Here is a 13,301-nt window from a genome sequence, read left to right on the forward strand (position 1 = left end):
TATGACCGCTGATACTGAACACCAGTTCTGGTACAACATGCGCACCGGCCAGGTCGAGCAGGGCCCCCAGTCGCAGTCCATCGATCGGGTAGGACCGTTCGCCACCGAGCTCGAGGCGAGTCACGCCCTGGAGAAGCTCCGGGCGAACAGCGCCAAATGGGCGGAGGACGACGCCCGGGAAGGCCGCTGACCGGCCCGCACCCGCACGCGACGAACGCCCTGCTCGTAGCCGGCTCTACTCGTAGCTGTGCTCGGGCGCCGGGTAGGCGCCCGAATCGACGTCGTCCTTGAACTGGTGCACGGCATCCGTCAGGACGCCGCGCAGGTTCGCATACCGGCGCACGAAACGGGGGACCCGGCCGTCGGTCATGCCGGCGAAGTCGGTCCACACCATCAGCTGGCCGTCCACGTCCGGCCCGGCGCCGACCCCGATGGTCGGGATCTCCAGCCGCGCGGTCACCTGCGCGGCGACCGACGACGGGACCATTTCGAGCACGACCGCGAATGCGCCGGCGTCCTGCACCGCGAGAGCGTCCTCGATCAGCCGATCGGCGGCTTCGCCGCGACCCTGGATGATGTGGCCGCCGAGGCCGTGCTCGCTCTGCGGGGTGAAGCCGATGTGGCCCATGACCGGGATGCCGGAGGTGACGATCCGTTTGATCTGCTTGTGGCTGCGCACGCCGCCCTCGAGTTTGACGGCGTGGGCCTGGGCCTCCTTCATAAAGCGCACCGCGGTGTGCAGCGCCTCCACCTGCCCGGTCTCATACGAGCCGAACGGCATGTCCGCGACGACCAGCGCCCGGGTCACCGCCCTCGCCACGGCGCGGGTGAGCGGGATGAGCTCATCGACGGTCACCGGGAGGGTGGTCTCGTAGCCGAACACGTTGTTCCCGGCCGAATCGCCCACGAGCAGGAAGTCGATCCCGGCCTGGTCGAAGATCTGGGCGGTGAGCATGTCATAGCTGGTGAGCCCGGTGATCGGGATCCCCTGCTGCTTCGCGTTGTGGAAGTGGCGCGTGCGCACTCGCTTGGGGCCAGGGGGAACAACCGCGAACGGGTTCTGCTCCGGGGCGGCGGCGGATGCGTCGGGCGTGGACGACTCTGGCATGGCTCAAGTGTAGTCAGAGCGTCATTCGGCGTCGTGCCGGCCCCGTTTTCGCCCGATCGGCGACGGCAGACACTAGCCTAGGAGGGAACAAGAAAGGGCCTGAATGGACAAGCAGCGCGACTTCGTTCTTCGTACCATCGAGGAGCGGGGTATCAAGTTCGTCCGTCTCTGGTTCACCGACGTCGTCGGGACCCTCAAGTCGGTGGCCATCGCCCCGGCCGAGGTCGAGGGGGCGTTCGCCGAGGGTCTCGGATTCGACGGGTCGGCCATCGAGGGCCTCACCCGGTCGTTCGAGGCCGACGTGCTCGCGCACCCCGACCCGACCACGTTCCAGATCCTGCCCTGGCGCGGTGAGGTGGATCCGACCGCGCGCATGTTCTGCGACATCACGACGCCGGACGGACAGCCGGCCGTCGCCGACCCGAGGAACGTGCTCAAGCGCACCCTCGCGAAGGCGGCCGAACGCGGCTTCACGTTCTACACGCACCCCGAGATCGAGTTCTACCTCCTCAAGTCCTCCAAGTTCGGCAAGAACGGTCCCGTTCCGGTCGACTCGGCCGGCTACTTCGACAACGTCCCCGGCGGCACCGCGCACGACTTCCGGCGCCGGTCCGTGCGGATGCTCGAAGACCTCGGCATCTCGGTCGAGTTCAGCCACCACGAGGCCGGCCCGGGCCAGAACGAGATCGACCTGCGGTACGCCGACGCGTTGACGACGGCCGACAACATCATGACCTTCCGGACCGTCATCAAGGAGGTGGCGATCGAGCAGGGCGTCTACGCGACGTTCATGCCCAAGCCCATGTCCGAGCATCCCGGCTCCGGCATGCACACCCATCTCTCGCTGTTCGAAGGCGATACGAACGCGTTCTACGAGGCGGGCGCCCAGTACCAGCTGTCCAGGACCGGCCGCCAGTTCATCGCCGGCCTGCTCAAGCACGCGCCGGAGATCACCGCCGTCACCAACCAGTTCGTGAACTCGTACAAGCGCCTGTGGGGCGGGGACGAGGCCCCGAGCTTCGTCTGCTGGGGGCACAACAACCGCTCTGCGCTCATCCGGGTGCCCCTCTACAAGCCCAACAAGGGGCAGAGCGCCCGCGTCGAATACCGGGCCATCGACTCGGCAGCGAACCCGTACCTGGCCTATTCGCTCATGCTCGCCGCCGGGCTCAAGGGCATCGAGGAGGGCTACGAGCTTCCCCCGGAGGCGGAGGACAACGTCTGGAGCCTGAGCGACACGGAACGCCGGGCCCTCGGCTACCACCAGCTTCCGGCCAGCCTCGACCACGCCATCCAGTTCATGGAGGAGTCCGAGCTCGTCGCGGAGACCCTGGGCGAGCAGGTCTTCAACTACGTGCTGCTCAACAAGCGCCAGGAGTGGCGAGACTACCGGTCCCAGGTCACCCCGTTCGAGCTGCGCAAGAACCTCGAGATGCTCTAAAGCTCGAGGGGGACGAGCAGACGAGGAACGGCACTTCATGGCGCGGCAACAGCTGACCCTGACCGAGCTTGCCCGGGTGGGATTCGTCGAGCTCGGCGTCGTCCGCGCCCGGCTCGAGGAAGTCCACTCCCTCGGCGGCCCGGACGCGCCTGCCCTCCTCCCGCTGCTCGGCCGGACGGCCAGCCCGGACGCCGCGCTCGGGGCCCTGCTCGCGCTTCTGCGCCAGGCGCCGGGGGAGGCGCGAGCCCTGCTCGAGCATCCGGACGCTACCCTCCGCCTGCTGAAGGTGATCGGCGCGTCGAGCGGCCTGGCCGAGTTCTTCCTCCGCCACCCGGACGAGCTCGGGATCCTCGCCGGCACCCGGGCGACGCTACCCGGCCCCGAGGAGCTGGCCGCCGACCTGCTGGATTCCGTCGGCGCCCTGGACGGCTTCGCAACCCTGGTCGAGGACGCGGGCTGGGTGGCCCTGCGCGTGCGGTACCGCCGACGGCTCGCGGAGCTGGCGGCATTCGACCTGGAGCAGGAAGACCCGGTCGCGGGCGTCGACGAGGTGGCGCGCACCCTCGCCGACCTGGCCGCCGCCGCCCTCGAGGCGTCGCTGGCCGTTGCCCGCAGCATGTGCTCGGGCGCCGTTGCCGCCCACGGCGTCTATCCGGTCGAGCAGGTGCGCGAGACCCGCCTGGCGGTCATCGGGATGGGCAAGGCCGGGGCCAACGAACTGAACTACGTCAGCGACGTCGACGTGATCTTCGTTGCCGAGGGAAACGAGGAGGCCGGCCTCGGCAGCGCACGAGCGGTCGACATCGCCACCCGACTGGCCATCGTGATGATCCGCGGCATCAATGAGTCCGCCGTCGAGCCCGAGCTCTGGGAGGTCGATCCCAACCTCCGGCCGGAGGGCAAGGACGGAGCGCTCGTCCGTTCGCTGGAGTCGCACCTGGCCTACTACGAACGGTGGGCGAAGAGCTGGGAGTTCCAGGCGCTGCTCAAGGCCCGGCCGCTGGCCGGCGACCTCGACCTCGGCGCCCGGTACGTCGAGGGGGTCGCCCCCAAGGTCTGGACCAGCGCGAGCCGGGAGAACTTCGTCGAATCCGTGCAGCGGATGCGCGAGCGGGTGACGACGAACATCCCCGACGACGAGGTGGACGTGCAGCTCAAGCTCGGTCCCGGCGGCCTCAGGGACATCGAGTTCACCGTGCAGCTGCTCCAGCTCGTGCACGGCCAGGCCGACCCCGACGTGCGGCAGCCCGGAACCCTGCCGGCCCTGGTCGCCCTGGCGGACGCGGGCTACGTCGGCCGCGCCGAGGCCGCCGAGTTCGCGCAGGACTACCGCATGCTCCGGCTGATGGAACACCGGCTGCAGCTCGAGAAACTGCGCCGCACGCACCTGGTGCCGCGCGACGAGGCGAGCCTGCGCATCCTGGCCCGGGCCACCGGGCTGGCGACGAGCGCCGCCCAGCTGACGGCACGGTGGGCGGAGACCAAGCAGCGCGTGCGCGGCCTGCACGAACGGCTCTTCTACCGTCCGCTGCTGTCCGCGGTGGCCGCCCTGCCGGCCGAGGGGCGGGCGCTCACGACCGCGCAGGCGGAGGCCAGGCTCGCCGCGATCGGCTTCCGGAACCCGAAAGGCGCCCTCGGCCACATCGGCGCGCTCACCGGCGGGGTGTCCCGCCGCGCCGCGATCCAGCGCCACCTGATCCCGGTGATGCTGCAGTGGTTCTCGGAGGGCGCCGACCCCGACTACGGCCTGCTCGCCTTCCGGCGGCTCAGCGACAACCTGGGCTCGACCTACTGGTTCCTCCGGATGCTGCGGGACTCGTCCGGTGCCGCCCAGCGCCTGACCCATGTGCTCTCGGCCTCCCGATTCGTCGGCGAGCTGCTGGAGAAGATCCCCGAGGCCGTCGCGTGGCTCGAAGACGAAGACGATCTGCGCCCGCGCCCCCTGGCCGCGCTCCAGGAGGAGGCGCGCGCCGTGCTGGCGCGGCATGAGAGCCCGGATGCCGCCGCGTCGATCCTGCGCACCGCCCGGCGCCGGGAGATGCTCCGGCTGGCGTTCTCCTCCGTGCTCGGCCAGCTCACGATCGAGGAGCTCGCCGCCGGGCTGACCGACGTCAACGCCACCGTCATCCAGAGCGTCCTCGCCGCCATCCGCGGCACCGGCCTGGGCGGTGCGGACGCGTCAACGGCGCCGGACGGGATCGAGTTCGCGGTCATCGGCATGGGACGCTTCGGCGGCGCGGAGCTGGGCTTCGGCTCGGACGCCGACGTCATGTACGTCTTCCGGGCCGGCCAGGTGCAGGGCGAAGCCGCCCACGACCGCGCCAGGTTCATCGTGCGCGAACTCAACCGGCTCACCGAGGACAACCGCCTCCCGCTCGACCTGGACATCGGCCTGCGGCCGGAGGGCAAGAACGGCCCCGTCGCCCGCTCACTCGACTCGTACGAGGCCTACTACCGGCGCTGGTCGCTCACCTGGGAGGCCCAGGCGCTGTTGCGGGGCAGGGGAGTGGCGGGGGACCGGGCGCTCCTGGCCGACTTCGAGGCGGTGGCGGACTCCGTGCGCTACCCGGTCGCGATCGCCGAGCAGGAGGTACGCGAGGTCAAACGCATCAAGGCGCGGGTCGAGAACGAACGCCTGCCCCAGGCGGCCGATCCGAACCGGCACCTGAAACTCGGCCGAGGGTCGCTGAGCGACGTGGAATGGTTCGTGCAGCTGCTGCAGTTGCAGCACGCGGCGGCCGTCCCCGGCCTCCGCACCACGTCGACCCTGCGCGCGCTCCAGGCGGCGGTCGAGGCCGGGCTGGTCGCCGAGACGGACGCGGCGACGCTCCGTGCCGCGTGGGACTTCGCCTCGCGGGCCCGCTCGGCGATCACCCTGTGGACGAACCGCACCTCGGATGTCCTGCCGACCGACCGCGTCCAGCTCGAGGGCGTCGCGCGGGTGATGGAGTATCCGCCCGGCTCCGCCAACGCGCTCGAAGAGGACTACCTCGCGGTCACCCGCCGGGCGCGCGCCGTGTTCGAGCGGCTCTTCTACGGTCCGGTGGAGCGCGCCGGGCCGACCACCGGCTGACCCGCCGGCCGCGGGACCGCAACGCAGCGGGGCCGCACCTCCGAAGAGTTGCGGCCCCGCCGAAACGCGTTGAGCTGGTGTCTAGACGCCGTAGTACAGTTCGAATTCGAACGGGTGCGGGCGCTGCGCGAGCGGCTTGATCTCGTGTTCGCGCTTGTAGCCGATCCAGGTCTCGATCAGCTCGGGCGTGAACACGTTCCCGGCGAGCAGGAAGTCGTGGTCGGCCTCGAGGGCGTCCAGGGCGGCCTCGAGCGAGGACGGGACCTGCGGGATGTTCTTGGCTTCCTCGGGCGGCAGCTCGTAGAGGTCCTTGTCGACCGGCTCGTGCGGCTCGATGCGGTTCTTGATTCCGTCGAGGCCGGCCATGAGCTGCGCGGCGAACGCGAGGTACGGGTTTCCGGAGGCGTCCGGCGCCCGGAACTCGATGCGCTTGGCCTTGGGGTTGGTGCCGGTGATCGGGATCCGGATCGACGCCGAGCGGTTGCCGGCCGAGTAGACCAGGTTGACCGGGGCTTCGAAGCCCGGGACCAGGCGGTGGTAGGAGTTGACGCTCGGGTTCGTGAACGCGAGCACGGCGGGAGCGTGCTTGAGCAGGCCGCCGATGTACCAGCGGGCAACGTCGGAGAGTCCGCCGTAGCCGGCCTCGTCGTAGAACAGCGGCTTGCCGTCGGCCCACAGGGACTGGTGGGTGTGCATCCCCGAGCCGTTGTCGCCGAACAGCGGCTTGGGCATGAAGGTGGCCGTCTTGCCCCAGTCGTGCGCGGTGTTCTTGACGATGTACTTGAACTTGAGGAGGTCGTCGGCCGCCGCCACCATCGTGTCGAAGCGGTAGTTGATCTCGCCCTGGCCGCCGGTGCCCACCTCGTGGTGGCTGCGTTCGAGGATGAGTCCGGCGTCGATCAGCTTGAGGCAGATGTCGTCGCGCAGGTCGGCGTGCTGGTCGACCGGGCTGACCGGGAAGTAGCCGCCCTTGAACGGGGTCTTGTTGGCGAGGTTTCCGCCCTCTTCCTGCTTGCCCGAGTTCCAGGCGCCCTCGCTGGAGTCGACGGAGTAGAAGCTGGAGTGCTGGTTCACTTCGTAGCGCACGTCGTCGAAGATGTAGAACTCGGCTTCGGGGGCGAAGAACGCGGTGTCGGCGATGCCGGTGGAGGCCAGGTACTTCTCGGCCTTCTTGGCCACCTGGCGCGGGTCCTTGGAGTAGATCTCACCGTTGCGCGGGTTGTAGATGTCGAAGAGCATGATGAGCGTGCGCTCGGCGCGGAAGGCGTCGATGTAGGCGGTGGTGACATCCGGGATGAGCTGCATGTCCGACTCGTGGATCGACGCGAAACCGCGGATCGACGAACCATCGAACATCTGGCCGACGGTGAAGAAGTCTTCGTCCACCGTCGAGGCCGGGATGTTGAAGTGCTGCTGCACACCGGGCAGGTCAGTGAATCGGATGTCAAGGAACTTGACGTCCGTGTCCTTGATGTATTTGAGCACTTCTGAGGAATCGCGGAACATGCGGATTAACTCCAAACGGCGTGGATCTGGGACAGGTCGGTCGGTGCGACTTCACTGAGATTAGTCTGACGGCATTACCCGAGGGTGACGCTTATGTTTCACACATGTTACGCCGGAGCGCGCTCGGTAGACTTATCGGGTGTCGGACCCGAGATCGAAATCCATCCCCTTTGGCCAGCTGGCCCCCAGCAAATGGCCGGGGGAGCGCCTCGGCCTTCCCGAGTCCGGACCCCGCTCGGTGGCCCGCCCCGGGCGACGGATCGCGGCCCTGGCGATCGACTGGGCGCTCGCCTACGCGGCATCCGCGCTCTTCTTCTCCGCGGACGGTTTCGTCAACGGGTTCGCCACCACGGGTCTCTTCGTCGCCTTGCAGATCCTGTTCATCCCGACGATCGGCGGCAGCGTCGGGCATCGCCTGGTCGGGCTCTACGTCGTGCCGCTCGCCGGGGGCTGGGTGGGACCCTGGCGCCCGATCGTGCGGTCGGTCCTCCTCGGCCTGGTCGTCCCGGCTCTCGTCTGGGATTCGGACCAGCGCGGCTTCCACGACAAGGTGGCCGGAACGGTCCTCGTCCGCGGCTGACGTCGGGCAGAGAAGCCGGACAGAGAAAACGCCCGGCCGATCCGGCCGGGCGTGTCCTGTGCTGCCGGGAGGTGAGGGCTGCGGGGAGGGTGAGGCTACGCGCGCTTCGGCCGGGCCTTGGTCGGGTCGACACCCTTGGGGATGGGCAGCTTCCGGGCCATCGAGTTCAGACGGTTGTTGACGGCGAGGACTTCGGCCTTGGTCAGCGTCGGCTTGATCTTCGTCAACCGGCGAGCGAGCTTGTGCAGGGGGACCGCGTCCTCGTCCGGGCCGACGGAAACCACCGTTACGGCGATGTTGCCGCCGAGTCGCGACACCATCCGGCGTTCGTCGTCCAGCATGCGCGCCGTGCGGCTGCGGGGTCCCTCGCTGATCAGCACGACACCGCCGCGGCCGACGGCGCGGTAGATGGCGTCCTGGGTCTTGCCGTTCACGGCGACCGGCATCTCGCTGCCGACCCAGCCGCGCTTGAGCGAACTGCGGAGCACCGCGCCGACGGCTCCCGGCTGGCCTTCGATCTGGGAGTACGCGGCCTTCTCGGCGCGGCGGCCCAGGATGATCAGCATCGCGAGCACGCCGCCGAGCACGCCGGCGACGGCCCAGAGGGCGATGGTCCAGCCGCCGCCCGAGGTCAGCAGGGCCAGCCCGACGCTCAGCACGACGGGGATCAGGAAGCCCAGGATCATGAACAGGACGATGTTCGAGTCGTAGCGCCTCGTCATCTGGAAGACCTGCCACATTTGCTTTATGCGGCCGGGTTCTTTCGGGGGACGGGGGGTCTTGTCCTTGCTGCGTGCCATGAGTCTAAGACTACCCAGTCAGCCGAATCCCGCGTGACCGAAACGGGCTCACGACACGGCCTGCGCGAAGCCGAGCGTCGCATCCGCGAGGTGCTGCAGATCCTCCGGAACCTCGCGGCCGCTCTTCATCATCGACTGGGCCCACAGGCGGCCGGCCCGGTAGGACGAACGCACGAGCGGCCCGGACAGCACGCCGAGGAATCCGATCGCCTCGGCCTCTTCCTTGAGCTCGACGAACTCCTCCGGCTTCACCCAGCGGGCCACCGGGAGGTGGCGGGCGCTCGGCCGCAGGTACTGGGTGATCGTGATGATGTCGGTTCCGGCGTCGTGCAGGTCCTGGAGGGCCTGGCTGACCTCGGCCCGCTCTTCGCCCATGCCGAGGATGAGGTTCGACTTGGTGATCAGCCCGGCGTTACGGCCCTGCGTGAGGACGTCGAGGGAACGGTCGTAGCGGAACGCGGGGCGGACGCGCTTGAAGATGCGCGGCACGGTCTCGACGTTGTGCGCGAAGACCTCCGGTTTGGCCGAGAAGACCTCGCCGAGGTGATCCGGGTTGCCGGAGAAGTCCGGGACGAGGATCTCCACACCCGTGCCCGGGCTCTGGCGATGGATCTCCCTAATCGTTTCGGCGTAGATCCACGAACCCTCGTCGGGCTGGTCGTCCCGGGCCACACCGGTGACGGTCGCGTAGCGGAGCTGCATCTTGACGACGGATTCCGCGACGCGGCGGGGCTCGTCGCGGTCGTAGTCGGCCGGTTTGCCAGTGTCGATCATGCAGAAGTCGCACCGCCTGGTGCACTGCGAGCCGCCGATCAGGAAGGTCGCCTCGCGGTCTTCCCAGCACTCGTAGATGTTCGGGCAGCCGGCCTCCTGGCAGACCGTGTTCAGGTTCTCGCTCTTGACCAGCTTCTGCATCTGCTGGTATTCGGGACCCATCTTGGCCTTGATCTTGATCCACTCGGGCTTGCGCTCGATCGGGGTCTCGGCATTGCGGATCTCGAGCCGGAGCATCTTCCGGCCCTCGGGCGCTGCGCTCATGCGTTCACCGCCACGTCGCTCATCGCGTCGCTCCGGAATCGAGCCCGGATGGGTTCGATCAACTCGGACGGATCCACCTCGCGGCCGAGGACCAGGGACATGGTCGTGACGCCGGCATCCTTGATACCGCAGGCGATGATGCGGCTGTACGGTTCGAGCGAGTTGCTGCAATTGAGGGCGAAACCGTGCATGGTGACACCCTCGGCGACGCGGATGCCGATGGCGGCGATCTTGTCTTCCTTGCCGGCGGGGCCGACCCAGACGCCGGAGCGTCCGCGCACGCGGACTCCGTCGATTCCGAAGCCGGCGAGCACGTCGATGAGGATCCCCTCCAGGCCCCGCACATAGCCGACGACGTCAACGGGTTCGGCGAGGTGCAGGATCGGATAGCCGACCAGCTGCCCCGGCCCGTGCCAGGTGATCTTGCCGCCCCGGTCGGCATCGATGACCGGGGTCCCGTCGGTGGGACGTTCCTCCGGTTCGGTGCGTTTCCCGGCGGTGTACACGGCCGGGTGTTCCAGGAGGATGACGGTGTCGGGTCGCTCACGAGCGACGACCGAACGGTGGACTGCGCGTTGGAGCTCAAGGCCCTCAACATACGGCACGGAGTTGGCGCTTAGCCCCGCGACGACAAAGTCGAGCATGCGTCCAGTCTAGGGTCTCGTCCGAGGGTCTCTGCCCCTCCTCCACCGTCAGCGGTCCACGCCCCGGGCCACGAGGTCGCCCTCGACGGCCGGGCGTCCGTTGCAGCGGCGTGACACTGTCCTCGTGGGCAGACGCGCGAACCGGGCAGCGGCGCCGGGGGACACCCCGGGTGTGCCGCCGCGCTCCGACCCGGCCCGCGCGGAGTGGGTCGGCGGCCCCGAGCCGTCGACCCTCGCCGGGTACCGCGTCGTGCGGCGGCTGGGGTCGGGCCGGAGGGCCGTCGTCTACCTCGGCCACGCCGGCCGGCGCGCGGAGCCGGGGGACGAAACCGGCGGCCTCCCGGTCGGCAGCCTGCCGGTCACTGTCGCGCTCAAGGTGTTCGACCCTGAGACGGATCCAGCGTCGATCGAGCGGGAGGTCCGCGCGCTGTCGCAGTCTCCCGCTGGGCTGCTTCCGGGGCTGCTGGACGTGGCCACCCTGCCCGACGGGCGTGTCTGCCTTGTGCTGGAACGCCTGGCAGGGGCGTCTTTGAACCGGCGCCTCGCCGGGGTCGACGCGCTCCGCCCTGGCGAGGCCGTCACGATCCTCGCCCCGATGGTCACGGCGCTCTCCGCGCTGCATGAGGCGGGCTTCGCGCATGTGGGGTTCAGCCTGGCGTCGGTGCTGTTCGACGAGCGGGGCCGGCCGGTGCTCGCCGGGCTCGGCGGACTGCGCGACCTGCCGCCCGCCGGGGTGGCCCGGATCCCCGCCCTCCGCGCCAACTACCTGCGGCTCGGCGTGCTGACCCACGGTGTGCTCGATTGCCTCGACCCGGCTGATCCGGCCGCTCCGGCGGCCGGACGGCTGACCGCGTGGTTCGACGAGGCCGCCGGCGCCGTGCCGTTCCGGCCGTGCCTCGACGAGCTGGAGCGCCGGCTCTTCGGCTGGGCCGCTGCGACGCCCGTGCGCGCGCCTGGGCCGCAGGACGGCGAGGGCGTCGGGGGCGCGGCGGTCCGGGCACAAGCCGGGCGGGCGGCGCTGCGGATCGAAGCGAGGCACGGCCGTGTCCGCGGGGCGCACGCCGGGGCCGCCGGGTCGACGGTGGGGCCGTCGACGCTGAGTCCGCAGACAGTGAGACCCCAGGCGGTGAGGCCACCGACCGTGAGACCGCAGGCGGTGAGGCACCTGGCGGCCCGCCTGCTCGAGCTGCACCTCCCCCCGGAGGTCCGGACGGCGGTCCTCGGCGCGCTGGACGGGCATCATATGGGGCGAACGGTGGCGCGCCTGCGCGACAAGGCCAGGCCGCATCGTCGCCCGCTCTGGCTCGCGGGCGTCGTGGCCGCGGGGCTCGTCCTCCTGGCGACCGGCCTCCTGCCCGCCCGAACCGGCACGGAGGCCTCCGGCCCGGGTGGCGCCGACACGGATGCCTCCGGCAGGCAGCCTGCCGGCGGGGCAGGGCGAGCCTCGGCCGCCGTGGGAGAGGGACGGGACAGCCTCGAGGCGCCGGAGCTGGCGGCGCTGTCCGGCGACGAGCCGGTTCTCGCGGTTCCGGTGCTGCTCGCGCTGCGCGCCGGCTGCCTCGCCGCGGCATCCGTCGTCTGCCTCGACGGCGTCGACCAGCCGGGTTCGGCCGTCATGGCCGCGGACACGTACTCCGCACGGTCTGCCCAGCAGGGAGGTGCCGCGGCCGACGCGCCCACCTTCGAGCGCCATACGGTGAGCCTGGTGGAACGCTCCGGCAACTCGGCGCTCGTCGCGCTCGCCCCGCCCGGTGATCAGGCGCCGCCCGGCGAACAGGCTGGACCGCACGGCCAGCCGGCCTCGGTCCTCGTGGTCAGGGGCGAAGCCGGCTGGCGTCTGCGCGAGATCTTCGACTACTACCTGCCGCCCAGGCCGTGAGGGGTCGCAAATCGACCTTCGTGTGCCCCAGGAAGGTCGATATGCGACCCCTCAGCGACAAAAAGACTGGGGGCGACCCGAGCGGGTCGCCCCCAGCCTGTGGAGCGGATGAAGCGGGCTGATCAGATCAGATCAGATCAGATGCCCAGGTTGCCCTCGAACGCGCCGGCCTCGAGGCGCGCCTTCATCGTGGTGAGGAAGCGTGAGGCGTCCGCGCCGTCGACGATGCGGTGGTCGTACGACAGGGCCAGGTACAGGCACGACCGCACGGCGATCGAGTCCAGGCCGTCGGTCGTCACGACGACCGGCTTCTTGTAGACGATTCCGGTGCCGAGGATGGCGCTCTGCGGCAGGAAGACCACCGGGGTGTCGAACAAGGCGCCGCGCGAACCGGTGTTGGTCAGCGTGAAGGTACCACCGGACAGCTCGTCCGGCTTGAGCTTGTTGTCGCGCGTCCGCGCCGCCAGGTCGGCGATCTCCGCGGCGAAGCCGGCGAGGTCGAGCTCTCCGGCGTTGCGCACGACCGGGGTCAGCAGGCCGCGTTCGGTGTCGACCGCGATGCTGATGTTCTCCTGCGCCGGGTAGACGATCTGGTCGCCGTCAACGCTGGCGTTGATGATCGGGTACGTCCGCAGAGCCTCGGCCGCGGCCAGGGCGAAGAACGGCAGGAACGAGAGCTTGTTGCCCGTCTTGGCGTGGAAGTCCGCCTTGACCTTGTCGCGAAGCATGGCGATGCGGGTGACATCGACCTCGACAACGGTGGTGAGCTGCGCGGAGGAGTTCATCGAAATGACGGCCCGCTCGGCGACGACCTTGCGAAGGCGCGACATCGGCTGGGTGGTCCCACGCAGCGGCGAGACCTCGACGACCGGTGCGGACGCCGCGGCGGGAGCTGCCTGGGCGGCGGCGGCGATGTCTTCCTTGCGGATGCGCCCGCCCACCCCGGTCCCGGTGATCGTGGAGAGATCCACGCCGGCTTCGTTGGCGAGCTTGCGAACGATCGGCGTCACGTAGCCGGAGGTTCCGGCGTGCGATCCACGGACCGCGGCCGGTGCTGCTGCCGGTGCTGCTGCCGGAGCGGCCGGGGCCGCGACGGGCGCTGCCGGGGCTGCGACTGCGGGGGCGGCGGGCGCTGCCGGGGCTGCCACGGGAGCGGCAACGGGTGCTGCTGCCGGTGCGGCAACGGGTGCTGCTGCCGCTGCCGGTGCGGCCTCGGGAGGCGGCTCGACGGC

11 protein-coding genes are annotated in these 13,301 nt (G+C 70.0%); 5 read left to right on the forward strand and 6 right to left on the reverse strand.

Annotation, left to right across the window (positions count from 1 at the left end):
* Position 1: 1 nt before the first annotated feature.
* The gene (locus tag E3O23_RS08535; protein ID WP_134490079.1) at positions 2–190 is read left to right on the forward strand and encodes an SPOR domain-containing protein; all 189 of its coding nucleotides are present in this window, start codon (positions 2–4) and stop codon (positions 188–190) included.
* A gap of 45 nt (positions 191–235) precedes the next feature.
* Here E3O23_RS08535 and panB read toward each other — a convergent pair whose 3' ends face one another.
* Complete coding sequence (gene panB, locus E3O23_RS08540) at positions 236–1,108, reverse strand: 3-methyl-2-oxobutanoate hydroxymethyltransferase (protein WP_134490081.1); 873 nt, start codon at positions 1,106–1,108, stop codon at positions 236–238.
* A 103-nt stretch (positions 1,109–1,211) separates the two neighbouring features.
* Here panB and glnA (E3O23_RS08545) point away from each other — a divergent pair, with 103 nt between their 5' ends.
* Both glnA (E3O23_RS08545) and E3O23_RS08550 read left to right on the forward strand, forming a co-directional pair.
* Entirely contained in the window at positions 1,212–2,549 is a 1,338-nt protein-coding gene (gene glnA / locus E3O23_RS08545; protein ID WP_134490083.1) for a type I glutamate--ammonia ligase, read from the forward strand.
* Positions 2,550–2,586: 37 nt separating this feature from the next.
* The gene (locus E3O23_RS08550) at positions 2,587–5,622 is read left to right on the forward strand and encodes a bifunctional [glutamine synthetase] adenylyltransferase/[glutamine synthetase]-adenylyl-L-tyrosine phosphorylase (protein WP_134490085.1); all 3,036 of its coding nucleotides are present in this window, start codon (positions 2,587–2,589) and stop codon (positions 5,620–5,622) included.
* Between the two features lie 81 nt (positions 5,623–5,703).
* On the opposite strand, the gene glnA (E3O23_RS08555) is transcribed toward E3O23_RS08550, so the two are convergent.
* Positions 5,704–7,128, reverse strand: coding sequence for a type I glutamate--ammonia ligase (gene glnA, locus E3O23_RS08555; RefSeq protein WP_134490087.1), 1,425 nt, complete (start codon positions 7,126–7,128; stop codon positions 5,704–5,706).
* A 139-nt stretch (positions 7,129–7,267) separates the two neighbouring features.
* Between glnA (E3O23_RS08555) and E3O23_RS08560 the strand changes: the two genes are divergently transcribed.
* Complete coding sequence (locus E3O23_RS08560; RefSeq protein WP_134490089.1) at positions 7,268–7,708, forward strand: RDD family protein; 441 nt, start codon at positions 7,268–7,270, stop codon at positions 7,706–7,708.
* Positions 7,709–7,803: 95 nt separating this feature from the next.
* Here the strand turns inward: E3O23_RS08560 and E3O23_RS08565 are convergent, their stop codons facing one another.
* Genes E3O23_RS08565 through lipB form a run of 3 tightly spaced genes read right to left on the reverse strand, consistent with a single transcriptional unit; the run spans position 7,804 to position 10,190 of the window.
* Entirely contained in the window at positions 7,804–8,508 is a 705-nt protein-coding gene (locus E3O23_RS08565) for a DUF4191 domain-containing protein (protein WP_134490091.1), read from the reverse strand.
* A gap of 48 nt (positions 8,509–8,556) precedes the next feature.
* Entirely contained in the window at positions 8,557–9,546 is a 990-nt protein-coding gene (gene lipA, locus E3O23_RS08570; RefSeq protein WP_134490093.1) for a lipoyl synthase, read from the reverse strand.
* A complete protein-coding gene (gene lipB, locus E3O23_RS08575; RefSeq protein WP_134490094.1) occupies positions 9,543–10,190 on the reverse strand; it encodes a lipoyl(octanoyl) transferase LipB in 648 nt (215 codons plus the stop codon). The genes lipA and lipB overlap by 4 nt, the downstream gene beginning before the upstream one ends.
* A gap of 124 nt (positions 10,191–10,314) precedes the next feature.
* On the opposite strand from lipB, the gene E3O23_RS08580 reads away from it, so the two are divergent.
* Positions 10,315–12,069: a hypothetical protein gene (locus tag E3O23_RS08580; protein WP_134490096.1), complete on the forward strand. Its 1,755-nt coding sequence runs from the start codon at positions 10,315–10,317 to the stop codon at positions 12,067–12,069.
* A gap of 137 nt (positions 12,070–12,206) precedes the next feature.
* On the opposite strand, the gene E3O23_RS08585 is transcribed toward E3O23_RS08580, so the two are convergent.
* On the reverse strand, positions 12,207–13,301 hold a 1,095-nt coding region (locus E3O23_RS08585; protein WP_134490098.1), incomplete at its 5' end, for a 2-oxo acid dehydrogenase subunit E2.

Origin of the sequence: Cryobacterium tagatosivorans (assembly GCF_004402215.1) — a bacterium.
Taxonomy (GTDB): Bacteria; Actinomycetota; Actinomycetes; order Actinomycetales; family Microbacteriaceae; genus Cryobacterium; species Cryobacterium tagatosivorans.